Here is a 24225-nt window from a genome sequence, read left to right as displayed (position 1 = left end):
GCGCTAAGTTAAGTTAGGGACACACCGTGAGCAGTGATGCTGTTGGCACGACCTCTCTCAAATCGTCCGCGCATGTGAAAGCGGCCGGGTGGGGCCGGGGCTTGAGCACGCTGCTGCGCATCACGCGCATGAATCTGAGGCATCCGGGCCAAGCCGCGCTTGCGATCGGGTCGACTATCGCAGCCGTAATCCTGCAGGTGCTCATTCCCCAGCTTCTCGGCGACGCTATCGACCAGACCAAGGTAGTCCTCGGGGGCGGTGCCACGGGGGCGGCTGCAGAACAAGCGCTGTGGGTTCCGGCTCTCCTGCTGCTCGCCGCGAGTACGCTACGCGGCCTTTTCACGATGGCGCAAAACTATTTTGCCGAGGCCGTCGGACATCACGTCGCGTACGAACTGCGGCTGGCTTTTTACGACAAGGTCCAGCGCCTCAGCTTTTCCTTTCACGACCGGGTGCATTCAGGCGACCTGATCACCCTCGGCATCCTCGATCTCGATGGTGTGCGGATGTATTTTTCCACCGCCCTGGTTCGCTTGCTTCTGCTCACCATGCTGATCGGGATCGGCGGCTACAGGATGATCTCAACCGACACGCTGCTCGGTTTCATCGCGCTGAGCTTCGTGCCTTTCGTAGCCTGGCGATCGTCGATCACGCAGGTCAAGCTACGCGCCATCTGGCTCAACCTGCAGGAGCGGCTTTCCGTCCTCGGCCGTGTGATGGAGGAAAATCTGGCGGGTATCCGCGTTGTCCGGGCCTTTTCGGCACAGGCCTACGAGATGGCAAAGTTCGACCGCGCGTCGAAAAACGCGCTCGAAGTCGCTCACCAGCAGGTTGACGTGTACGTGCCAAATACGTCGGCGATGACCCTGGCCTTCTTTCTCGCCATGGGGTTGGTCCTCTGGATCGGTTGCAACAAGGTCATCGTCGGCCAGATCAGCGTTGGGACGCTCACCATGTTCCTGGCCTTCATGACGATCCTGCAAATGCCCGTCCGGCAGATTGGCCTGATGGTCAACGGCTTCGCCCGCGCTTATACTTGCGGTTCGCGCCTCTTCGGTCTGCTCGATCAGGACAATACGATCAGGGATGTTCCCACCGCCCGACCACTTGAGATCGGTGAAGGCACTCTGCGCTTCGACAATGTCTCGTTTGCATATCCCGGCACCGGAAACCGGGCCGTTCTTGAGAATGTCACTTTTTGTGCCCGTAGGGGCGAGACGATCGCGATCGTGGGTCCGCCGGGTTCGGGCAAATCGACAATCGCTCACCTGATCCCCCGCTTTTACGACGTCACTGGGGGCGCCATCATGCTTGACGGGCAGGACATCCGTGGGGTCACCCTCGCCACGCTTCGCAAGGCGGTCGCTGTCGTACAGCAGGATGCATTCCTGTTCACTACCACGATCGAGAACAACATCGCTTATGGCGACCCTTGGGCAAAGGAACAGCGGATCGAGCGCGCTAGCGAATCCGCCCAGTTGCACAACTACATCCTGGGCCTCCCCGCAGGTTACAAGACGGTCGTCGGCGAACGGGGCACTTCTCTGTCAGGGGGTCAGCGGCAGCGCCTCACCATAGCTCGCACCATGATGTTGCGTCCATCAGTCGTCATTTTCGACGACTCAACGGCCGCGATCGACGCCGCCACCGAACAGCGCATTCGCGTGGCGATACGGCGTTTCGCCAAGGATAGGGTGACGATCATCATCGCCCACCGGCTAAGTTCGCTCAAGCACGCCGACCGGATCCTGTTTGTCGACAACGGCAAGATCGTGGAACGTGGTACCCATCAAGAGCTTTTGGCCAAGCAAGGACGCTACAAGGCCCTTCATGATCTGCAGTTGCGCCCGGGAGATGACATTGTGACGAAGTATAGGGGCGCGCCCTGATGGCCCAGGAGCACGCCAGCGAAATCGAAATCGAACCCAATGACGGCGGCAGACGTCCCCCGCGCGCGGTCGTCGGTTCCCATCGCGCCGAGGAGGAGATGTTCGGCCGGGCCTTTGACCAAAAGATCGTTCGGCGCATCTGGGCCTTCGTTCGTCCCTACCAGGCCACGGCAGCCGTCTCCGTCGCCGCATTACTGATTTTCACTGGCACGCAGCTTCTCATCCCGCTGATCATCCGCTACGCGATCAACGAGGCCATAACCCCGGCAGGCGTTGATCGCTCCGCACTGCTTGAGGCCGCCGGCGCGTTTGCGCTCGCCATTCTGGTTAATTTCGGCGCCGCTTACGCACAGGAAGCCGTGATCGGGAAAATGGCCGGAAACGTCCTCTTCGACATCCGCCGCGCCATGTTTGCGCATCTGCAGATGGTATCGCTCTCCTTCATGGACAAGACCGAGATCGGACGCCTGATGTCCCGCCTCCAAGGCGACGTCAACTCTATCCAGGAATTCCTCGAAAGCTCAATCTACTCTGTAGGCGACATAACGCTTCTCTTCGGCATCATTGTCGTTATGCTGTGCGTCAACTTCAGGCTCGGCCTTCTGACGCTCTCTGTCTTGCCGGTCCTGTTGGTTATCCGCATCGTCTGGCTGCCGCGTGCTCGCGACGCCTTCACTGCTGCACAAGACACCAATTCAGTTGTTAACGGCGCGTTGGCCGAAGCCATTCACGGCGTGCGCACCGTTCAGTCCATGGACCGCCAGCAGGTAAACTTCGCATTGTATGACGACAAGGCACATGCTGACCTCACAACCCACCTGATCGCTGCCAGGTATACACAGATAATGGTGCCGATCGTGGATGGCCTCACAGGCCTCGCCATGGCTGTCGTAATTGTGGTCGGCGGCTCCATGAATGGTCCCATCGAAGTAGGAGCGTTGGTTGCCTACATATTCTATATCCAACGCTTCTTTGACCCAATTCGTTCACTTACCCTGCAATATTCGGTCATGCAGAGAGCGATGGCCTCCGGCAAGCGCCTGACCGAGGTGCTGGACGTCCAGATCGAGGTGCAGGACAAACGCGACGCGCGGGTACTTTCGGCGGAAATGGACTGCTCGGTTGAGTTCAGGAACGTTACGTTCGGCTACGATCCCAACCATCCGGTGCTGAGCAACGTATCTTTCGAGGTCAATCCCGGCGAGACCGTCGCCTTGGTCGGGCCGACCGGCTCTGGTAAATCGAGCGCAATGGCCCTCGTCCACCGCTTCTATGATGTTCAGCAAGGCCAGGTGCTGGTCGGCGGACGCGATGTGCGCGACCTCACCCAGGAATCCCTCGGCCTCCAGATCGCCATGGTACTGCAGGAACCGTTCCTGTTCACCGGGACAGTCTTCGAGAACATCCGCTATCACAAGACCGAGGCCACGCGCGACAGGGTGATCGAGGCCGCTAAGGTGGTCGGAGCCCACGACTTCATCACGAGCCTTCCCAACGGGTATGAAACCCAGCTCGGCGAACGCGGCGGCAACCTTTCTCTCGGCCAGCGTCAGCTTGTCAGTTTCGCCCGCGCTCTTGTTGCCGACGCCAAGATCCTGGTTCTTGACGAGGCCACCGCCAACATAGACAGCTACACGGAAATGTTGATCCAGAAGGCTCTGAGAAAACTCCTGGAAGGCCGCACTGGCCTCGTCATCGCTCACCGGCTCGCCACAATCCGCTATGCCGATCGGATCATCGTACTTCAGAACGGCCAGGTTATCGAGACCGGCAACCACGACAAACTGATGGCTATGGGCGGGCTCTATTCCAAACTGTACGATCTGAACTACTCATCCTTCGACGACATTCCCAAAGAGGAAGCTGATGCGACCGTAAAAGCCGCCTCTCGTACCTGATGCAAGCATCGCCGGCAGTATCCGCTTTAGGCGCGTCGGCGAACGCCGCGGATGAAGCGGGCAGAGAAAACCACTCGCACTCAAGGAAGCCAACCGCGTGACGGCCGTATGATGAGCGGGATAACCCTAATCCGTTTCCAATCAGACGAACGCTGCCTCGCCTCCAGCAAGCCCTGGACAAGAAGCCGTGCGAACGAGACCGATCCAGAAAACGGCGGCAACCATCTGCCTCCAAGCGTTGAAGAAACGCTGTAGACCTGACGCAGGGCCATAAGCCCCGACGGGTGGGCAACTGTCCAGCGGATGATGTTTGATCTGCGGTCACTTCAGGTTTTTCCTCGGTAGCATACTGTCCCGCAACAGCGTGTGGCTCTGGTCGAGGCAAACCGGCTGCCGCGCGCCGAGCGTGTGGCATCGACGGTCCACGCTTCCAAGATCCCACCTCTTCCTGCTCCACACCAAGGCTCGCAAAAATCGTATCAACTCACCCATCGACCCGACATTCGTTTCCAGCGGTTAGCCTAAGCCCTAGACAAGAAAGTGCCTGAACGAAGAGGTTTGTCGCGGACCCGACAATCCGACACTCCGTGTCGGATGGCGATCATAGACCGCTATCGTACTCGGATACCGGAAAAGTGGGGCAGCGAGTGGGACGCGATTGAGCACGAGACCGCTGGAGGCCATTCGGCCTAGAGTCGGTTCGGCAGCCATTGATCCCGCGGACCCGGCGCCCAGCCGTCTGGTGCAAGGCACCTCCCCGCTGTTTGTGGGAGCGTAATCGACGAACCCGCGACCAGTCTACGTTCGCCCCAGTCGCGTTCCAGTAGCCGCGTCGCTCAACCATCATTGCCGAAGCTGGCCGTCTTCGCCGTGTTCATCGCCAGTTTCTAGGTTCTGCCTGCTGGACACTCGACACAGCCGTCAGCCAATATCGAGGCCAGCCCGCCTTTTCCAAGTTCGGCGACGGCAGGCTACGTCTCACCGGGATGAGGCCGGCAAGTCTGCGGGCGTCAGCGTGAGAACTCATTTTCGGGCATAGTTCGAGCACTCCTTCGCAAGATCGCGTCAATCCAGCAGACGGCACGTGTTGTGCAGCATCGGCGAATGCGGTCCGACTACCGGCCTTTCGTTAAGGGCGGGGCGTTCCCGACCATGGCAGGAGCACCAATTGCGCTATCCGCTCGCCTTTTTCCTCTCGAGTGCCGCAGATGCGATCGCTCCGTCTCGCCGGCGTCTCCATCTAAATGCTGGGCGCGAGCTGACGATCTCGCGCAAGCAGGCGCTCGCTTTTCTGGCCGATCCCGACGCCTATCTCACCGGAAACCGCTGTGAGCTCGATGATACCTCAGCGCTACGAATACGAGACCTTCGGGGCACGGCACATCCCCTCGCGCAACGTGGCCACGGCGCTCTGGCCTCCGCCAGCAAGGGCCAACTCAGATAGCACCCCAGAGACGAAAACCACGTGAACCTGCACACGCGCCAGCCGGCGACGACTGCGCAATCGACAAGTGACCTGCACGCCCGGCATTTTGCTGTTGTCGGCGCTCTCCTTGGCACGAGGATTGCGTGACCGTTACCGAAATAGCAAGGAATTCGAAACCGTTAGCAGGAGTAAAGATGGATACCGCACAATTGGACCGGGAGATCCACAAGATCGCCAACCAATGCGTGACCGAGGCCAGGGCAGTCGTCAAGAATCGAGGGCTCCAGCCCCAGGAACTAACCGCGAAAACGGTCGCTGCCGGCGTCGACACTGTCGAGATCGTACGCTCGGCCGACGCGGCCATGAGCAAGGTTGACGAGGGGACGTGGCTGTGACGACGATCGCCTACAAACACGGCGTAATGGCCGCCGACAGCCGTGCCTACGGCGCCGGCCTGGGGTCAATCGGCTCCAAGCTCAAAATCCGCCGTCTTCCGGATGGACGCCTGATTGGCGCAACGACTCCCCAGGTTGGCGCCGGTGAGGCCATTCTGGACTGGTACGCCGCTGGCGCTGACGTTCACAACACGCCAGAGGGTGTAAAAGGCTCCAACGTCGGTCTGCTGGTCGTTCATCCCGACGGGCGCGCTCAAGTGGCGTCTGGCGCCTGGACACTGACCGGCATGCTCGAAAGCCCCTATTTTGTTGTCGGCAGCGGCTCCCATTACGCGGAGGCCATTCTCGAATCCGGCGGGACCTCACAGCAGGCTGTAGAGATCGCCTGCAAGTTCGATTCGCACTCCGGGCTCCCGGTCGTGTCCCTGATGCACGGAGCGCCCTGCCCTTCCCCGCGCCACCCCAGGCGGGCCAAGTGGCTGTCGTGGGTCGGCAGGAGGTTCAAGATTTCGGGCTAGTTATCGTCGCAGCTGCCGGCCGTGACAATAGGATGAAGGGAGTCTGATGGGGTACAAACCAACGCGGCACAAGCCGCGCGAGGCAGCCCTGATCCGCTTGATCATCAACGGGTTCGGCGGCCCAGCGCCGGCGCCGCTAGTAGCGATCGCGCTGCTGGCGACGTCGGCCATCCAGTTCGCCGGCGTACCGGTCTCAGTCGTGGCGCTATTGTTCTTGCGCCGCCAGCTGGAGGAATCTTTCAGTTAAGGCCCCGAGGCGTTGCTTCAATCACTCTGTAGACAGTGGTCGGGTCTTCGCCTGGATCAGGAGTTCGCGTGACTCGTCGGACATCGCAGCTGTGAGGGTCACCCTTCGTGCGTACCCTGTGTTTGGCATTGACGAGACCTTTCCCTTGCCGGCGCAAGCAACGTCGTCAGATGAATGACCAACATCAGGCGTGAATCAGCAAGAGCGGGCAAACCACACCAGCGGCTTCTGAGGACCGCGGACACCTTGCGCTTGTCGGACATGACCTGGACGAAAGCGGACACACACGGAGCATTGTCGATCCAGACATGGACGAATCCCGCCGATGCCGAGGAGGCGATTGACTACGCCCGTTTGCCGCCGGTGATGCGATGTCCGACGAGGCCAAGGCCGGCCCAGCTCTTGATGTCGAGATGAACTACTTCGCCGGGATGCTCCCGCTACCGGGCGCCTGGGACCCGGCTCCGACGCACCGAACCTGTTCAGGCCCAAACCGCCAGTCGGCCGCTGCAACGATCCATTGCTCTGCGATCACCGATCCATCGTACAAGTCCTCGTCAATAAGGTGTGCGGCCTGCCAAGGGTTCTCTTCGATCTTGGTCGGCACGCCCTTCCAGATTTTCCTTTCAAAAGACATCGTGGGCTCCTGCGAAAAGGCGGGCCCGCAATTTAAAGGCGGGCCCGCAATTTACAGGAGTCTTTAGCATGGACGTGTTCTACACCAAAAAGGATAGCGAGCGCACAGAGCTCATATCGGGTGGTAGCACCGGTCACCGGTTCCTCGTTCTATTTTGCTTTACATAACGGCCACCTGTCGTTGGGGCCAACCAGGTCGAAACAGCTTGAAATTGGCCTCCTGCCCGCCAATCTCATTGCTAGGTAGCAAAGCGTCATGGCCCCATGTTCTTGCCTGGGTCGATCGAATCGAAATGGCGACGCGGGGACCCCACATCGCTCGTCTCAAGGCGCCAAAGCACCAAGGCTTCATCTGGTTCGGTTGATTCTTCACAGACGTTTGATCTCAATGCCGTATTTCCTCAGCGTGTAGCCAATCTGGCGCGGCGTCAGTCCAAGCAGGCGTGCCGCCTTTGCCTGGACCCAGCCACATCTTTCCATGGCCGCGATGACAGCTTCAGCACCGGTCGTTCTCGTACCGTTCAAGTGAGCTATCCTGCTGAGTGGCGGCTCCCCTGTAGTCTCAGGCGGGACTGCGACGGAGGGAGACGTACCGGCAGCAGCCGGCGTTATGGCCGCACCCCCTGGCGCCGGCAACATCGGACGCGATTGCAGCGCCAGGCTGACGGATCTGACCTTATGCAGCGCCGCTGCGAAGCATTGGCCTTGGCAGCATGCAAAGTCGCCTCTCCCTATCGATGCCCCCATCGCCAGAACGGCTGTCCGATACACGCAGTTCTGGAGCTCGCGAATGTTGCCGGGAAAATCACAGTTCATCAGCACTTCAACCGCACCGGGATCGAGGGTCATCGTAACGCCGTTCTCATCATTGAAATTTTTGAGAAACTCGGCTGCGAGGAGCGGAATATCACTGCGCCTTTCGCGCAGCGCCGGCACCCGCACCGTAAACACATTGATGCGGTAATAGAGGTCCTCCCGGAACTCATTTCTGGCAACTGCCTCTTCCAGGTTCTTGTTCGTGGCAGCGATGATCCGAACATCGACTTTGACGGTCTGGTTGCCGCCGACGCGCTCGAACTCCTGCTCCTGCAGCACACGCAAGAGCTTTGCCTGGAACGATGGCGAGATCTCGCCGATCTCGTCCAGGAACAGCGTCCCTTTGTCGGCGAGCTCAAAGCGCCCCTTGCGCGAGTTGAACGCGCTTGTGAATGCGCCCTTCTCGTGACCGAACAATTCGGATTCCAGGACTGTCTCGGATAGCGCAGCGCAATTGACCTTGATGAAGGGGCGTTTGGCGCGCGGCGACAAATCATGGAGGGCCTTGGCGACCTTCTCCTTCCCGGTACCCGACTCGCCTCGCAACAGAACCGCAATCTTGAGCTTGGCTACGACCTGGATATTCTCAATCAGATCGCGAAACGGCAAACTGTCGCCAATCATCCCCTCGATGTGAATCTTGTTACGCTGCCGCGCCGGTTGGTTCTGCTTTGGCTGCAAGTCGTGCTGGGCCATGGGTTGCTGGCGACCGCCCCCTAGGGAGCGACGAAACTTGACTGTCTGACCTACCAAATTAGCGATTTGGTTGAGCAGATAGAGGTTGTGATCGAGCCAAGCTCTTGGGTCTTCGCCCAGTACGTGGTCGATGGTCAGTGTGCCCACGACATCCGCATCGACGCGAATGGGAACGCCGATGAAGGACACTGCTGCGTTGTTGGAGACCCCGAGCACGTCCGTGTCGGCGGCGGTGAAAGCCGAATGAAAGGCGATGTTCTCGGTGACCAGGGGCGTGCCCGCCCTCATAATGTGGTCGATCGCGTTCCGCGGCACACGGCGGCTCTCGCTCGAGCCGGCGCCGAAGATTTCCAGTTCGCCATGACTGTTTAAGAGAGAGATGATGCCGTGCCGCATCGGCAGAAACGATCGCAGAATATCTACGACCTTTGTCAACGTGACATCGAGCGCGGAGGGGGCGGCAAGTGCTGTAGTAAATATTTCCACTACGCCGGCAAGCTCGCTCTCACGTGACGGCAGAGTAGCGGATTCCATTTTGGCGTCGTGAAGCGATGGGCAGCATGACGGCGTCTGCTCAGCACTTTCTTCAGATTGGCGATTGTTGTCATGATTTAGCATGTCATCCTCCATTCCGGGCCGCGACAGCAACGCCGCGCCATGTGGGCCTGCGACGTCGCCGGGCGTAGAGGCCCTGGTCAAATGGCATCGGCGCCCCAGCCACCGTTGGCCGGGACCGGCATGAGTTTCTTCGCCCCGTAGGCCGCCGCAGATTGGCGCACTTGCTCGCGCGTCGGAGCCACGAGTGCTTGGGACGTCGATAGAAACAATCGTGACGCGGGGTTGGCGGCAGCACGCCGGAGTTCCGCAGGAGGCATAAGACGAAAAGTAGGTCTCGGTTTTTGGCTTCGGTCAGGGTCCGATGAAAGGCAGGCACGAAAAATGCGGGAGGCGATGCTCGATGCATAGCTGGACTATCCTTAGTGAATCGGGGCGCTCTACAGGCTCTTCCGGTGGCCACCACTGCTGCTCGGAACGAGATGGGCAGTCAACAGCTGCTCGGAACGATGTGGCCAATCAACCGAACTTCCTTGCATTTCTGAAAGGATGAGAGAGGCTATGATAGAATCCATCATTCAGATTCTAGGAGATCGATGGGAACGGCAAAGATGTTTGCCCCGGCGTCTCGAGGGTGCCTGGCGCGCTGAGCGAGCCGACGCATTTGCGCGCTTCTATCGCCGGCAATCGCTGCCGACGTCCTCCTGGTTCCGGCTCGCTGAGTGACCGCGACAATCGTTCATTCCTCGCTATTTGATGCCATTCCCACGAGAGCAGGCTGGCGCGTGCCATGGCGCGAAGTTGTCGTCGTGCGGGCTTCAGTGTTCGTGCTGCAAAGCATCTCCTCAATCACACGGTTGCGCCAGGACCCGCGGGATCAATCGGTCTGTCGACGGCCCCTTCGAGACGCTCTGCTTCGGCGGGAGCGCGGCCAGAGCACGCTCGTGTAGGTGATCCTCCACTCCGGTGGCGGTCGGTCGCAAATACGACAAGGAAGCGGGGACATCGGGGCGCCAGAGACACAACCGGCGGCCGCTCTGCCAGGCAAAGCAATTACTGCACGGCGCCCTGTCAATCCTCTTTCTTCTACCGGACCGTATTGCTTCGACGCGGCACAATGCCGAGCCTAAGTGCGGGATTTCGCCCAGGATCAGGCAGCCAGTGCGGAAACCCGCACAAACCTCGGGGACACCGGGTGACCGAGCGTCTGAACATGCACGATTGGGCGCGGGATTTCCACTTGGCACGACGCTTGCAGCCGAAACGACAGCAGCGCTCGACCGGAGCGCCGCGATGGAGAAGCGCGGGAAGGGAGGAGGCCCACCCCGATCCGGTCAGGGAGAGAAAAGCTGTTGGCTCCACCGATTCGAAGCGCCGGTCCCCCAGCCCGCAAGGCCTTCTACGCCCAACTGTACGTGCAGGTGCTTACCGCCATCGCCCTCGGTGTCGCAGTCGGCTATTTGTATCCGGGCACCGGAGAGGCTCTGAAGCCGCTGGGCGATGCTTTCATCAAGCTCGTGAAGATGATTATCGCACCTGTGATCTTTCTAACCGTAACGACCGGCATTGCGGGCATGAACGATCTCAAGAAGGTCGGCCGGGTCGCCGGCAAGGCGATGATCTATTTCCTCACCTTCTCGAGCCTCGCATTGATCGTCGGTCTCATTGTCGCCAATGTCGTTCAACCCGGCTCTGGCCTCGATATCGATCCGGCCTCGCTCGATGGCCAGGCCGTGCAGGGCTATGTGGCCAAGGTCCACGATCAGTCGGTGACCGGCTTCCTCATGAACATCATCCCGTCAACTATCGTTGGTGCCTTCGCCGAAGGCAACATCCTGCAGGTCCTGTTCTTCTCGATTCTGTTCGGCAGCGCTCTGGCGATGGCCGGAGACACCGGCAAGCCTGTGCTTTCCTTGCTTCAAGCGCTACTCGCGCCGGTGTTCAAGCTGGTCGGCATCCTGATGCAGGCCGCGCCCGTCGGCGCTTTCGGCGCCATGGCCTTCACAATCGGCAAATATGGCATCGGTTCAGTGGCCAACCTCGCCATGCTGGTCGCGACGTTCTATTTCACCGCATTCGTCTTCGTGTTCGGGATTCTTGGCGCGGTGTGCCGATACAACGGTTTCTCAATCTTTTCTCTCGTGCGATACATCAAGGAAGAGCTGCTGCTGGTCCTGGCAACGTCCTCCTCGGAGGCTGCGCTGCCCTCGCTCATGGAGAAAATGGAGAAGGCAGGCGCCAAGCGTTCCGTCGTGGGTCTCGTCATCCCGACGGGATATTCCTTCAATCTGGACGGTACCAATATCTATATGACGCTTGCCGCCCTCTTCATCGCCCAGGCAACGAACACGCATTTGTCGGTTGCCGATCAGATTCTCCTGTTGGTCGTCGCGATGCTTTCCTCGAAGGGTGCCGCAGGTATTACGGGGGCTGGCTTCGTCACGTTGGCCGCCACGCTTTCCGTAATACCAACTGTTCCCGTTGCTGGGATGGCTCTGATCCTTGGTGTGGACCGCTTCATGTCCGAATGCCGAGCGCTGACGAATGTAGTGGGTAACGCGGTGGCTGCGCTCGTCGTCGCCCGCTGGGAAGGCGAATTGGACGAAGCGCGCATGAAAGCCGCCTTCTGCGGGAGCTTGCCGAGAGACTAAACCGGCCACCCCGCCCCAGCAAGATTGCTGCAGCGCGACCAATCAAGTCGCCGCGCTGTCATCAGCACGAAACAATCGGCTCGCGGCTCTAAACAGCGCGTCGCGAGACACAAGATCAGAAGCGCCAATGCGGTGAATCAAGAAACATGGATGCCTTACGCAAACGAAACCGAGAGCGACGAATGCTCGGTTGCTCCTTGAGCGCTGTTCATTGGATAGGTTGCCGATCGTGGAGCATGTCGAAATCTTCACGTTGCCGCCCGGAACCGTCGCCGGGACCGGGCCGATGACACAGGGACAGCCGATCAGAATTGGCGCGACGGCCAAGCGCCCCACAATTGCCGATCTCGCCCGCGAAGCCGGAGTGAGCGTAGCAACGGTCGATCGCGTCCTGAACGATCGTCTTCCGGTGCGGGAGCGGACCGCGCGGCTGGTCAATGAAGCCGCCCACGCGATCGGCTATCATGCGGCGGGTCTCATCAAACAGCGCTTGCAACGGGACCTGCCGCAGTACCGGCTAGGCTTCATCCTGAGAAAGCCGGCCCAGCATTTCTACCAAGATTTCGCGCGCGAGGTCGAAGCAGCGGTTACTTCGGCCGAGACCTTCCATGGCACTCCGGTTATCGAATTCGCGCCTTCGCATTCGCCCGGGGAGCTGGCGGCTAGCCTCAGGAATCTTGGTAGGCGCTGTCACGCGATCGGCATGGTGGCGCCAGACCACCCTAAGATCACGGCGGCAGTCGAGGAGCTCAAGGCAAAAGGCATCCCGGTTTTCTCGCTGCTTTCTGACTTCGCCGCTGGCGCGCGCGAGGGCTACGTAGGTCTCAACAACCACAGGGTCGGGCGCACGGCAGCTTGGATGTTCTCCAAAGCCGCTAAACGGCCTGGCAAAGTGGCGGTGTTTGTCGGCAGCCACCGTTTCCAGAGTCATGAGCTGCGGGAAAGCGGCTTCCGCTCCTATTTCCGTGAGAACGAGCCAGCATTCGAGGTGCTCGATACGCTCTTGAACTTTGAGAAACGACAGATCACTTACGAGGCGCTACTGCATCTTATGCAGCGGGAACCTGAGCTCGTCGGGTTCTACGTGGCCGGCGGTGGCATGGAGGGTGCCATCTCCGCGCTCCGGGACGAGTGCAACGGTCAGGATCTCGTCGTGATCGTGAATGAAATCACGCCGGAGTCACGGGCGGCTCTCGCGGATGACATCGTCACGATGGCGCTCGCCACGCCACTGCGCCGACTTTGCCAGGAGCTGATGCTGCTGATGGACCGCGCCCTCAAGAACGGCACGGCGGAGACATCGGGCCAGACATTTCTGCCGTTCGATATCTATGTGCCGGAGAATATCTGAATGATGTGATTCTATCAGTGCGTGCCAATTTTCTATCATAAATGCAAGAATCGCTCGATTGACTAGCCTGCTCCAATCAGCTTTGTGCATCCGCCTGCGGTGGGGCGCGCGGAGAAGCCAGACAAGACTGGCGCCGCACTTTTTGAAGGAAAAGCCAAGCCCATGCGCCAGGTATCTCCCCGCTTTGCGCTGGAAGACATGGCGGCGCCTTCTGTCGACGTCAGTGCAATTTTCGCAATTGCGCGTGATCAGGGCCTGACCGATGTTCAAATCCGTGACCATCGTTTCAGCAATCCTGTTGCACGCGCCATTCCGGCTGCTGAGGTCCGCTCGGCCGCTACCGAAGCCGGCGTCACGATAATTTCGATGAACGCTTTGCAGCGCTTCGACGACTGGACTGCCATCCGCCGGGCGGAGGCGAGCAAGCTGGCCGACTACGCTGCGGCGTGCGGGGCCAAGACGGTCGTGCTGGTGCCAGTCAACCACGGCTCGCGCGCCAGCGCTGGCGAGCGCCATGACTGTCTCCGCCTCGCTCTAAACGCGCTCAAGCCGGTCCTCCAATCGCGCGGCCTTGTCGGCCTGATTGAGCCGCTGGGCTTTCGAACCTGCTCGCTCCGATCAAAGAAGGAAGCGGTCGAGGCGATTGCCGCGGTTGACGGCCAGACCGTGTTTCGCCTGATGCACGATACGTTCCACCACACGCTCGCCGGCGAGGCCTCCTTGTTTGGCGAGCTTACCGGACTGGCGCACATTTCAGGCGTGAACGACCCGATGTTCTGGATTTGCCCGGATCGCCTTCTTGGAGGTTCTGACAATGCCAGTCAGATCCAGGCGCTGCTTGACCATGGCTATGCGGGACCCTTCTCGTTCGAACTGGTAGAGGAAGTGTGCACGATTGACGAGCTCGCTGGCGCGCTTGCCGCCAGTATTGATTTCATCCAGCGCGTGCTGTCGACGCGAAAGCAGTTGGTCGAAGAGGTAGAAAGCGAAATGGACGTGTAAAGCCTCGCGTGTTGTCACAGCGGAACAGCCATGCGAGCTGCCTCCTGCATCATTACCTCGCGCATCCAGACGCTTGCCGGATCGGTATTATGGAGTGCTGGCCATTGGACCGCTTCGGTGAAAGCAGGAAGCGGCAGCGGAAGTTCCACAATCTGAAGGGGGAAGGTTTTTTCGAAGTGCTTAACCAGCCGGAAGGGCATGGTCGCAATACGAGCCGTGCCGGACACCATGGGTGGGATCATGCTGAAGCCCTGCACGGCCACCTCGACACGTCTTTTAAGACCATGCTCGAGTAAGAACCATTCCTCGACGGACGGCATCAGCGAACGTCCGAACCTGACCGAGACGTGCCTCATCGACAGGTATCTCTCGAATGTAAGTTGCCGTCTCAGCTGCCTGTTCGTGGGACAGCCGACGCATACGAGCCTCTCGTCGAACAAGGCCACGCTCGAATGCGCGCTCGACGTGAACAAATCTGGAAGAACTACAAAATCGACGTCGCCGCGCCCGAGGAGCTCATCGGGGCTATCGTTGACAGGCAGCAATTCGAAACTGACGGCGGGGGCTTCCCGGGCAACACGCTCCACGACTTTCTCAAAAAAAACGAGCGTGGCGAAATCGGAAATAGTGATCCTGAAGCGACGATCGGATCGAGCCGGGTCAAACGGATCGGAAGAAATAATCGTACGCTGGATGTGCAGCAGAGCGTCGCGAACTGCGGGGCCAAGTGCTGCCGCACGTGACGTCAGAATACGTTCGCGGCCGTTCATGCTGAACAGTTCATCGCCGAAAAAATCGCGCAGTCGGGCGACGGCCGCACTCATCGCCGGCTGACTGAGATTGATCCGGCGTGCCGCCGCCGAGAGATTGCGCTCGGCCAGCAATGCGTCCAGCACGACGAGAAGATTGAGATCAAGCCCCCTGAAACGCATTTCTGCGGCTATCCATAGAGTGGATACCTTCCATCGAAACAAAGGATTTTATCATTGTGCTGAAATCTCGCATGGACAAACACCTGACGCACCGATCACCGCTGCCTCTATGCCGTGATGAGCGTCTTAAGGACAACCCGAAAGGAGAAATTCTTCCATGCGCTCTGCCGTGCAGTGGAGGTTATGCTGGGAAAATAGCTTGCAAGTGGCCGACCATGTCGAGCTCTCCGATTTCTTCCGAAAGATCTATGGACGAAACGGGGTCTTCGGCGCAAAGCCATTCGAAGGTGGCCGCAGTTGGGCCGGCGCAAGACCCGAACTCCGCCTTATTGCCAGCGACCCTGAGGGCGTAGCGGCACACATCGGAATACTGCGCCGCTTCATCAAGGTTGGCGACGTCGATGTTCTTGTGGCTGAGTTGGGCCTGTATGGCGTTCGTCAGGATCTTGAGAAGCTCGGAATCAGCTTTTCTATGCGCGCCGTATATCCCGTCCTGCAGCAGATGGGGGTTCCCTTCGCTTTCGGCACGGTTCGGCACGCCATGCGTAACCATGTTGAGAGGTACTGCAGAGAGGGCATAGCCACCATTGTGCCAGGCGTCCGGGTCCGTTCGAGCCGCGCAAATGTGCATCACGACCTGCCGTCCACGCGCCTGGATGACGTACTCGTGTTGGTATCGCCAATTGGACGCTCCATGGACGAATGGCCCTCCGGCACGCTGATCGACCGCAACGGTCCGGAGCTGTGAAGCTTCGGGGCTGCATATCCGTCCCGAGTGGCTACGGCCTCCCAGCAAGATTCTTCGCCATCGCGGCCTGCGCCGCAGGCCAGCCGGACTTATCCGGCTCCATGGGCGTTAAGCTTCTTCAGTTGCAGAAGTTTGATGGCTGGTTCCCCGATGCGCGCGGCTCAAGGAGTTATGTCGCGCCACGTAAAAACAAGCTGAAATGGAAAGAGACAAATGTCTGATCAACTTATAACGGAAGTCATTGAGATAATCAGGAAGCGCATCGAATCGGAGAACGCCGAGGGAACGACTGCAGCATCCGTCGGCGAAATAACCACTGCGAACGAAGTGACTGCGCTCGGGATCGATTCACTGGGGTTGGCGGACGTGCTCTGGGATCTCGAGCAGGCGTACGGCATCAAGATCGAGATGAACTCGGCCGATGCGTGGTCTGATCTCCAAACTGTCGGGGACATGGTGGAAGCCATCCGCGGCTTGCTCAACAAGGCGGCTTGAATGGATCGCCGGGTCGTCATCACTGGACTGGGCGGGCTGTGCGGGCTGGGCACCGATGTCGGGTCCATCTGGAAAGGCATGCGCGAGGGCCGATCGGCCATCGGTCCCATTGTCAATGCACAGCTTCACGGACTGGAGGGCGCGATCGGCGCCGAGATCAAGACGCTGCCTGAGCACGACATTGAGCCTCGGCAGCTGCTCTCCATGGGACGTTTCAGCCTGCTTGCCGTGCTTGCAGCACGCGAAGCCATGCGACAGTCCGGACTCTCCTGCGATGAAGGCAATGCCCATCGCTTTGGCGCAATAGTGGGTGCCGGCTTCGGCGGCTTCGATGCGACCGAGAAAGGCTACCGCGACGTCCTTTTGGGGGGAGCGTCCCGCGTTGAACTGTTCTCGGGAGTAAAGGCGATGCCGAGCGCGGCTGCGTGCCAGGTCAGCATGAGCCTCGGCCTTCGCGGGCCGGTCTTCGCCGTCACCACCGCCTGTGCATCGGGCAATCATGCGATTGCCTCGGCCGTAGACCAGATCAAGTATGGCCGGGCCGACGTGATGCTTGCGGGAGGCAGCGACGCGGCGTTCGTGTACATGATGATGAAGGCATGGGAAGCCATGCGCGTGCTCGCTCCGGACACTTGCCGGCCCTTCTCCGCGGACCGGAAGGGAGTGGTGCTGGGCGAAGGTGCGGGCATGGCCGTACTGGAAAGCTATGAGCATGCTACCGCCCGGGGTGCAAAGATTCTTGCCGAGGTCGCGGGCATCGGTCTGTCTGCCGATGCCTCCCACATCGCCGCGCCGGCAGTTCACGGGCCGGAAGGCGCGATGCGCGCCTGCCTTGCCGATGCGAAACTGAATCCAGAGGACGTCGAGTACCTGAACGCGCACGGCACCGGCACCAAGGCCAACGATCAAATCGAAACGGCGGCGATCAAGCGAGTCTTCGGTGAGCATGCTCATTCGATGTCCGTCTCTTCCACCAAATCCACCCACGGTCACTGCCTAGGTGCAGCCAGCGCGATTGAAATGATCGCCTGTGTGATGGCGATTCAGGAGGGCGTGGTACCTCCGACCGCCAACTATCGCGAGCCAGACCCCGATTGCGATCTCGATGTCACGCCCAACGTGCCGCGCGAGCGTAAGGTGCGTGTGGCCATGAGCAACGCGTTTGCCATGGGGGGCACGAACGCAGTTCTAGCGTTCAAGCACGTATAGTGAGCGTCCATGTCGCCGCAAAGTCCTTCCGCGAGCCTTGCTAGACAGTCTGAACGCTCTCCCAGTGTCCACCAGTCAGCTCCAGGTGGTCAGATCGGTCGAGCCGCGTCTGGTCGTGCGGCCGATGCCGCCGCAACCCAATTGGTGCGTGAACTCACCAAGGCCGTTTGGCTGGATAAAATATTACGTCGCCGCGGATCGGGAGCGCCCAGGAAGCCATCCATCGAGCCGAGACTTCCGGCAGGCGAAACCGAATTCGCCGGCCTGAAGAGAAGAGGACAAGATATGTTCGAATTGAAGGGCCGCAAGGCGCTCGTCACCGGGGCATCGGGAGGCATCGGCGAGGCGATAGCCAGGATACTGCATGCGCAGGGCGCCATTGTCGGCCTGCATGGTACGCGCATCGAAAAGCTGGAGACGCTGGCCAACGAACTGGGCGACCGGGTCAAGCTGTTTCCGGCCAACCTGTCGAACCGCGACGAGGTCAAGGCGCTTGGCCAGAAGACGGAGGCCGATCTCGAAGGGGTTGACATCCTGGTCAACAATGCCGGCATCACCAAGGACGGCCTGTTCGTGCGCATGTCGGACGCCGATTGGGACTCAGTGCTCGAGGTCAACCTGACCGCCGTTTTCCGGCTGACCCGGGAACTGACCCACCCGATGATGCGCCGCCGCCACGGCCGCATCATCAACATCACTTCAGTTTCGGGTATCACCGGTAATTCGGGCCAGACCAACTACTCAGCTTCCAAGGCCGGCATGATCGGTTTCTCCAAGTCTCTGGCGCAGGAGATCGCCACCCGCAACATCACCGTCAACTGCGTCGCCCCGGGCTTCATCGAATCGGCCATGACCGACAAGCTCAACGACAAGCAGAAAGAGGCGATTATGGCGGCGATCCCGACCCGGCGGATGGGCACCAGCGCTGAAGTCGCGTCCGCGGTTGCCTACCTCGCCTCCGATGAAGCAGCCTACGTCAGCGGCCAGACCGTCCACGTCAATGGCGGCATGGCCATGATCTGAGCACGGGTAACCGGAGCCTACCTTGTCGTAGGCATCGCGCGACAGGTCTCACCGCCGGGGTTTGCAGGGCATGTGCTGCTGCATGCGGATCAAACGTCCGCGGCGCTTGTCGTAAACGGTTCATCCCGCAGCCCGGCCACGGCTGCACCCATGGCCGTGCGATGAGTTTGATACGCGTGCCGCGGAAGCGCAACAGGGGTCTCAAAGCCAGGCGCAGGCCTTTCCAGGGTCGTCATGGCGACCAAGATCCTTGCGCTCACCGATCCGCTCGGCACTTGTGTGCTTCGTCCCCCGTCAGGAGGCCGCTTCGATACGGGGTTTCGCCCGCGCATCGAGGGCGTCGCCTTCGGCGATCCGATCGCCGACACGGGGTTCAACATCAACACCATCATTGCCGATCTGAACGAGCGCGGCGCCAGGATCGCAATCCAGCACGATCCGAGGCGCGCCTTGCCGCCGCCTCTCGATCTGGAAGCGTCATCTGATCGAGAACTTCTTCTGCACCCAAGCGTATGGCAGGACAACTCCAACCAGAGCTTCGAAGCGAGCATCGACCGCAACCCTGGCATAACCCACGATGGGCCTCAGACCAAGGCCAGCCAAGATGCGAACCGGATGAGGTACCGACCAGAGACATGCACTTCGAGCTCCGCTCCTCGCTCCGGGCGTCTCACAGTCTGCAAGCGCAACACCTGCCGATCAGCTGACGATCTGTCGCCTCAGGCAACATGAGTGTGGGCGGTAACGGCCGACACAAATCCAGGAGCGCTGGGGGCCTCGCGTGGATTCGCAGGAGTAGCAAGTCGGGATGCTTCCTGCACCATTATCTCCCGCATCCAGATGCTGGCTGGATCACCGTTGTGGTTGGCCAGCCATTGGACGGCTTCGGTGAAAACGGGAAGCGGCAGTGGAAGTTCGACGACCTTAAGGGGGAACGTTCTTTCGAAGTGCTTAACCAGCCGGAAGGGCACGGACGAAATACGAGCTGTGCCGGACACCATTGGCGGCACCATGCTGAAGCCCTGCACCTCGACTTCGACACGTCTTTTTAGGCCGTGCTCGAGCAAGAACAGTTCCTCGATAGAGGGCTTGCGCCAACGTCCGAACCTGACGCAGACGTGCCTCATCGACAGGTATCTCTCAAATGTAAGCTGCCGTGGCAGCTGCTTGTTGGCGGCACAGCCCACGCATACCAGCTTCTCATCGAAAAGCGCCACGCTTGGAAACGCGCCCGACATGAACATATTCGGAAGAATTACAAAGTCGATGTCGCCGCGCCGGAGGAGCTCGTCTGGGTAGTCATCGAGTGGCAGCAATTCGAACGTGACGGCGGGGGCTTCACGAGCGACACGCTCCACGACTTTTTCAAAAAAAACGAGCGTGGCGAAATCGGAAATAATGATCCTAAAGCGTCGATCGGATCGAGCCGGGTCAAACGGATCCGAAGAAATAATCGAGGACTGGATACGCAGGAGAGCGTCGCGGACTGCGGGGGCAAGTGCAATCGCTCGTGCGGTCAGGATGCGCTCTCGACCGTTCATACTGAACAGTTCATCACCGAAAAAGTCGCGCAGCCGGGCGACAGCCGCACTCATGGCCGGCTGGCTTAGGTTTATGCGGCGTGCCGCCGCCGAGAGAGTGCGCTCGGCCAGCAATGCGTCCAGCACAACGAGAAGGTTGAGATCAAGCCCCTTGAAACGCATGCGTGCGGCTATCCATAGAGTGGATACCTTTCATCGAAACAAACGATTTTACCAGTTTTGCTGAACGTCGCATAGGGACCTCACAAGAGATGTAAGCAAGCCCTAAAGGAACTTGATGCTTGCGTGGGTGCCGGACAGCATTTCTGGCGTACGCCTTCCGGTGTCGACCGGATCGCATGTCCAGTGCGGCTAAAGTTCACCGGTGACCTGCGAAAGCCATATCGCGCCGGCTCGACGCGACAAGCTCCCCGTCATTAGGCGCTTACCTCAGGAAAACAGGAACGGACAGAGGTCTTTCCATGCGCTCTGAAGTGCAGTGGAGGTTGTGTTGGGAAAACGAGTTGCAACTGCATGAGCATGTCGAGCTGTCAGACTTCTTGCACAAAACCTATGGAGGGACTGGCACCTTCTCCGCAATGCGATTCGAAGGCGGCCGCAGTTGGTTCGGCGCGAGGCCAGAGTTCCGCGCAATTGGTAGGGACACGCACGGTGTAGCGGCACATCTCGGTCTACTGCGCCGGTTCATCAAAGTTGGCGAAATCGACGTGCTGGTGGCCGAACTCGGATTGTACGGGGTGCGTAGGGATCTTGAGGGCCTCGGCATCAGCTTGTCCCTGCGCAGTCTGTATCCGGCGCTGCAGCAGATGGGCGTTCCATTCGCTTTCGGCCAGGTTCGGCACGAAATGCGAAATCACATCCAGAGGCTCTGCAAGGTGGGGCTTGGGAAGATTGTGCCGGACGTTCGCATCCGCTCGACCCTGGCAGACATGCATCCCGACCTGCCGCCCACGCGCTTGGAGGACGATCTCCTCTTTGTCTCGCCGATTGGGCGGTCGATTGACGAGTGGCCGTCCGGCACCTTCATCGAGCGGAACGGTCCGGAGCTATGAAACATCTGGACCGCATATGTGAAATGTCCAGTCACTGCGCAGACGGCACCCAAGAGCGCAGCGTCTATCTCACGTTTGACGACGGTCCCGATCCCGTTTGGACACCGGAGGTCCTCGACGTGCTGGCGCAACACCGGACACCGGCGACATTCTTCCTGATCGGTGACGCGGCTGTAGACCGGCCGGAGCTTGTCCGGCGAATTATTGCGGATGGGCATGAAGTGGCCAATCACACGATGACTCATCGCGACCTGTCCAGATGCGAACCCGGCGAAGTTGAACGTGAAATAGTTGAGGCGAACAGCGCCATCAGGATGGCGTGCCCCCAAGCTGCGCTGCGGTACTTTCGTGCGCCCTATGGGAGCTGGACCGAAGAAGCTCTCAAAGTCTCGGCGAGCACTGGATTGGCACCCCTGCATTGGTCAGTCGATCCGCGAGACTGGTCTCGCCCCGGCGCGGACTTGATTGTCGATGCAGTTCTCGCCGGGGTCCGCCCGGGCGCGATTGTGCTCCTTCACGACGGGTGTGACTGCTCTCGAAGGAATCCACGCGACCAGACCGTTATGGCGCTGTCCCGCCTGATCCCAGCGCTGCACGACCGCGGATTCACAGTCCGACCCCTTCCTCAACATCATTGAACAAACGAGATCCTATGGACCCGCTTACCACAGCCAGTACCGTCGCCGTTTCGTGTTACGCGCTGCTCTCGACCGTTTATAAAGGCATGCAAGCGGTTTATGCGCAGCCGGGACACGTTGCCTCAAGCTCGGACGACTTGCTCGCCTTCGACCTTTGGCCGAGCGTGGATGTCATTATCCCCTGCTACAACGAGGAGCCGCGCACACTTTCGGCCTGTCTGGCTTCGGTTGCAAACCAGGAATACGCCGGAAAGCTGCACGTCTATGTGGTTGATGACGGTTCTGGAAATCGCAACGCCCTCATGCCGGTGCATCACGCCTACGTAGACGACCCCAGATTCACCTTTATTCAGCTCCCCCACAACGTCGGCAAACGTAAAGCACAGATCGCCGCGATCCGTGGTTCGTCTGGAGATTTCGTGCTCAGCGTCGACTCTGACACGACTCTCGAGCCCGACGTGATCGCGAAACTTACCGCAAGGATGCGGGATCCAGCGATCGGCGCCGCCATGGGCCAGCTGACGGCATCCAACCGGAGCGACACTTGGTTGACCCGGTTAATTGACATGGAGTACTGGCTCGCTTGCAACGAGGAACGGGCAGCGCAGGCCCGCTTTGGTGCGGTCATGTGCTGTTGCGGCCCCTGTGCAATGTACCGCCGCTCTTGTCTGATGTCGCTGCTGGATCAATACGAAACTCAGCTGTTTAGGGGCAAACCTAGCGACTTCGGCGAGGACCGCCATCTTACCATCCTGATGCTGAAAGCAGGCTTTCGGACCGAGTACGTTCCGGACGCCATCGCGGCGACAGTCGTTCCGGACAAGATGGGACCCTATCTGCGCCAACAACTACGCTGGGCACGAAGCACTTTCCGCGACACGCTGCTGGCACTGCGCCTGTTGCCGGGCCTCGATCGCTACCTCACGTTGGACGTGATTGGACAGAATCTCGGTCCATTGTTGCTCGCGGTCGCTGTACTCGCCGGGCTCGCAGAGCTCGCATTGGCAAATACGGTGCCTTGGCCAACGGCAATCATCATTGCCGGCATGACGATCATTCGATGCACCGTGATAGCTTTGCGTGCACGCCAAGTCCGGTTCTTCGGCTTTTCTCTGCACACGTTCATCAACATCTTTCTCCTACTTCCCTTGAAAGCTTATGCGTTGTGCACCTTGAGCAACAGTGATTGGCTGTCGCGCAAAAATGCCATCCAGCCCCATGGGAGCAAGAAGCCGATCATCGTCGCAAACCCGATCACCAGGGCAAATGGTACAGGCAGTCCGGGAATTGCCGGCTCGAATCGTACTGATCGTTCGCGCGATTCTGCACAGCTGGTTGAGCCTGGCGTTCTTCACAGCTCCGACTGAGCACTTGGGTAGAGAATACGTCGTGAGCTTAGGCATACATCAACGATCAGACCGAGAACCAGCCGAAAGCGACTGTAGCCTTCGACCCTTTTTTGCGCGGCTGCTACAATCGCTTTCTCTCATTCCTCAAGGACCAGCACAGGTACCAGCTGCTCTGGACCAGAACCTCGAAAGTAAGCTGCCGGCCGGCCGATTGGCCTGTTTTCAGCCTGAGATAGACGTATGTCCAATGTAGCAATCGACCTTGACCAGGTAACCAAGTCATTTGGCAGCAAACTCGTTGTGAAAGGGTTGTCCTTCACTGTGGGGACGGGAGAGTGCTTCGGCCTGCTGGGGCCGAACGGTGCAGGCAAGAGCACCATTGCCCGCATGCTCCTCGGCATGACCCGGCCTGACTCCGGTAAGATCACGGTGCTCGGGGTGCCGGTGCCGGCTCGAAGTCGCTTGGCCCGCAAGGGCATAGGTGTCGTTCCGCAGTTCGACAACCTGGACCTGGAATTCACGGTCCGCGAGAACCTGGTGGTGTTCGGGCGATACTTCGGCATGAGCACACGGAAGATTCAAGAGGTCGTTCCATCTCTCCTCGAGTTTGCCCGCCTTGAGAGCAAGGCGGACTCACGTGTCGGCCAGCTGTCAGGCGGCATGAAGCGGCGTCTAACGTTGGCACGCGCGCTGATCAACGACCCACAACTTCTTATAATGGACGAGCCAACTACCGGCCTCGACCCGCACGCCCGCCACCTGATCTGGGAGCGGCTCCGTTTTCTGCTGGCGAGCGGAAAGACAATCATTTTGACCACCCACTTCATGGAAGAGGCTGAGCGGCTATGCGATCGGCTGTGTGTACTGGAGCGGGGACGCAAGATTGCCGAGGGCAGCCCTCATGCGTTGATAGACGAACATATTGGATGCAATGTGATCGAGATCTTTGGCGGCAATCCGCAGGAGCTGACTTCGCTAATCAAGCCGTACGTTCAGCGCATTGAGGTAAGCGGCGAGACACTCTTTTGCTATGCGCCCGATCCAGAGCAGGTGCGTGGCCAGCTTCGCGGGCGCGCAGGTCTGCGGATTCTGGAGCGCCCACCAAGTCTGGAGGACGTCTTCTTGCGGCTAACCGGACGCGAGATGGAGAAGTGAATG

20 protein-coding genes and 1 pseudogene are annotated in these 24225 nt (G+C 59.7%); 17 read left to right on the top strand and 4 right to left on the bottom strand.

The annotated features are described in order from the left end of the window. The first annotated feature begins 26 nt into the window (after window positions 1-26). The 5 genes from LB568_RS15770 (at window position 27) to LB568_RS15750 (ending at window position 6373) form a co-directional block, all read left to right on the top strand. Complete coding sequence (locus LB568_RS15770; protein ID WP_064993546.1) at window positions 27-1889, top strand: ABC transporter ATP-binding protein; 1863 nt, start codon at window positions 27-29, stop codon at window positions 1887-1889. Further along, a complete protein-coding gene (locus tag LB568_RS15765; RefSeq protein ID WP_064993547.1) occupies window positions 1889-3787 on the top strand; it encodes an ABC transporter ATP-binding protein in 1899 nt (632 codons plus the stop codon). Before LB568_RS15770 ends, LB568_RS15765 begins: the two co-directional genes overlap by 1 nt. Window positions 3788-5407: 1620 nt before the next feature. Next, window positions 5408-5608: a hypothetical protein gene (locus LB568_RS15760; protein WP_064993548.1), complete on the top strand. Its 201-nt coding sequence runs from the start codon at window positions 5408-5410 to the stop codon at window positions 5606-5608. Then, window positions 5605-6126, top strand: a complete 522-nt coding sequence (locus LB568_RS15755; protein ID WP_064993549.1) for a hypothetical protein — start codon at window positions 5605-5607, stop codon at window positions 6124-6126. Before LB568_RS15760 ends, LB568_RS15755 begins: the two co-directional genes overlap by 4 nt. Window positions 6127-6172: 46 nt before the next feature. Further along, a complete protein-coding gene (locus LB568_RS15750) occupies window positions 6173-6373 on the top strand; it encodes a hypothetical protein (RefSeq protein WP_176479567.1) in 201 nt (66 codons plus the stop codon). A 418-nt stretch (window positions 6374-6791) separates the two neighbouring features. Here LB568_RS15750 and LB568_RS15745 read toward each other — a convergent pair whose 3' ends face one another. Together LB568_RS15745 and nifA are read right to left on the bottom strand one after the other, a co-directional pair. Further along, complete coding sequence (locus LB568_RS15745) at window positions 6792-7010, bottom strand: hypothetical protein (RefSeq protein WP_064993551.1); 219 nt, start codon at window positions 7008-7010, stop codon at window positions 6792-6794. Window positions 7011-7378: 368 nt separating this feature from the next. Then, window positions 7379-9139, bottom strand: a complete 1761-nt coding sequence (gene nifA, locus LB568_RS15740; RefSeq protein WP_064993575.1) for a nif-specific transcriptional activator NifA — start codon at window positions 9137-9139, stop codon at window positions 7379-7381. Window positions 9140-10425: 1286 nt separating this feature from the next. On the opposite strand from nifA, the pseudogene LB568_RS15735 reads away from it, so the two are divergent. The 3 genes and pseudogenes from LB568_RS15735 to LB568_RS15725 all read left to right on the top strand — a co-directional run. Then, a pseudogene (locus LB568_RS15735) lies at window positions 10426-11832 on the top strand (dicarboxylate/amino acid:cation symporter); the annotation flags it as partial. 181 nt (window positions 11833-12013) lie between these two features. Further along, window positions 12014-13078 carry a LacI family DNA-binding transcriptional regulator gene (locus tag LB568_RS15730; RefSeq protein WP_064993576.1) on the top strand — a complete coding sequence of 355 codons (1065 nt, stop codon included), beginning with the start codon at window positions 12014-12016 and terminating at the stop codon, window positions 13076-13078. 162 nt (window positions 13079-13240) lie between these two features. Further along, the gene (locus tag LB568_RS15725) at window positions 13241-14080 is read left to right on the top strand and encodes a TIM barrel protein (RefSeq protein ID WP_064993577.1); all 840 of its coding nucleotides are present in this window, start codon (window positions 13241-13243) and stop codon (window positions 14078-14080) included. Between the two features lie 14 nt (window positions 14081-14094). Here LB568_RS15725 and LB568_RS15720 read toward each other — a convergent pair whose 3' ends face one another. After that, the gene (locus LB568_RS15720; protein WP_064993553.1) at window positions 14095-15012 is read right to left on the bottom strand and encodes a LysR family transcriptional regulator; all 918 of its coding nucleotides are present in this window, start codon (window positions 15010-15012) and stop codon (window positions 14095-14097) included. Between the two features lie 157 nt (window positions 15013-15169). Between LB568_RS15720 and LB568_RS15715 the strand changes: the two genes are divergently transcribed. The 5 genes from LB568_RS15715 to LB568_RS15695 all read left to right on the top strand — a co-directional run bounded on the left by LB568_RS15715 (window position 15170) and on the right by LB568_RS15695 (window position 19219). Then, window positions 15170-15760 carry a NodA family N-acyltransferase gene (locus tag LB568_RS15715; protein ID WP_064993554.1) on the top strand — a complete coding sequence of 197 codons (591 nt, stop codon included), beginning with the start codon at window positions 15170-15172 and terminating at the stop codon, window positions 15758-15760. Window positions 15761-15973: 213 nt separating this feature from the next. Continuing rightward, window positions 15974-16255: an acyl carrier protein gene (locus LB568_RS15710; RefSeq protein WP_064993555.1), complete on the top strand. Its 282-nt coding sequence runs from the start codon at window positions 15974-15976 to the stop codon at window positions 16253-16255. After that, complete coding sequence (locus tag LB568_RS15705) at window positions 16256-17464, top strand: beta-ketoacyl-[acyl-carrier-protein] synthase family protein (RefSeq protein WP_064993556.1); 1209 nt, start codon at window positions 16256-16258, stop codon at window positions 17462-17464. 285 nt (window positions 17465-17749) lie between these two features. Next, a complete protein-coding gene (fabG, locus tag LB568_RS15700; protein WP_064993557.1) occupies window positions 17750-18487 on the top strand; it encodes a 3-oxoacyl-[acyl-carrier-protein] reductase in 738 nt (245 codons plus the stop codon). 234 nt (window positions 18488-18721) lie between these two features. After that, the gene (locus tag LB568_RS15695) at window positions 18722-19219 is read left to right on the top strand and encodes a hypothetical protein (protein WP_064993558.1); all 498 of its coding nucleotides are present in this window, start codon (window positions 18722-18724) and stop codon (window positions 19217-19219) included. On the opposite strand, the gene LB568_RS15690 is transcribed toward LB568_RS15695, so the two are convergent. Further along, window positions 19207-20190 carry a LysR family transcriptional regulator gene (locus LB568_RS15690; protein WP_064993559.1) on the bottom strand — a complete coding sequence of 328 codons (984 nt, stop codon included), beginning with the start codon at window positions 20188-20190 and terminating at the stop codon, window positions 19207-19209. The genes LB568_RS15695 and LB568_RS15690 overlap by 13 nt on opposite strands. A gap of 299 nt (window positions 20191-20489) precedes the next feature. Here LB568_RS15690 and LB568_RS15685 point away from each other — a divergent pair, with 299 nt between their 5' ends. The 4 genes from LB568_RS15685 to nodI all read left to right on the top strand — a co-directional run bounded on the left by LB568_RS15685 (window position 20490) and on the right by nodI (window position 24222). Beyond that, entirely contained in the window at window positions 20490-21080 is a 591-nt protein-coding gene (locus tag LB568_RS15685; protein WP_064993560.1) for a NodA family N-acyltransferase, read from the top strand. Beyond that, window positions 21077-21718: a chitooligosaccharide deacetylase NodB gene (gene nodB, locus LB568_RS15680; RefSeq protein WP_064993561.1), complete on the top strand. Its 642-nt coding sequence runs from the start codon at window positions 21077-21079 to the stop codon at window positions 21716-21718. Before LB568_RS15685 ends, nodB begins: the two co-directional genes overlap by 4 nt. A 14-nt stretch (window positions 21719-21732) precedes the next feature. Further along, window positions 21733-23085 (top strand): chitooligosaccharide synthase NodC, encoded by a 1353-nt coding sequence (gene nodC / locus LB568_RS15675; protein WP_064993562.1) that lies wholly within the window; start codon window positions 21733-21735, stop codon window positions 23083-23085. A gap of 222 nt (window positions 23086-23307) precedes the next feature. After that, window positions 23308-24222 carry a nodulation factor ABC transporter ATP-binding protein NodI gene (nodI, locus tag LB568_RS15670; RefSeq protein ID WP_064993563.1) on the top strand — a complete coding sequence of 305 codons (915 nt, stop codon included), beginning with the start codon at window positions 23308-23310 and terminating at the stop codon, window positions 24220-24222. Window positions 24223-24225: the final 3 nt, after the last annotated feature.

The organism is Mesorhizobium sp. B263B2A, assembly GCF_020165775.1.
Classification (GTDB): Bacteria; Pseudomonadota; Alphaproteobacteria; order Rhizobiales; family Rhizobiaceae; genus Mesorhizobium; species Mesorhizobium opportunistum.
This window is presented reverse-complemented; position numbering and strand designations above follow the sequence as displayed.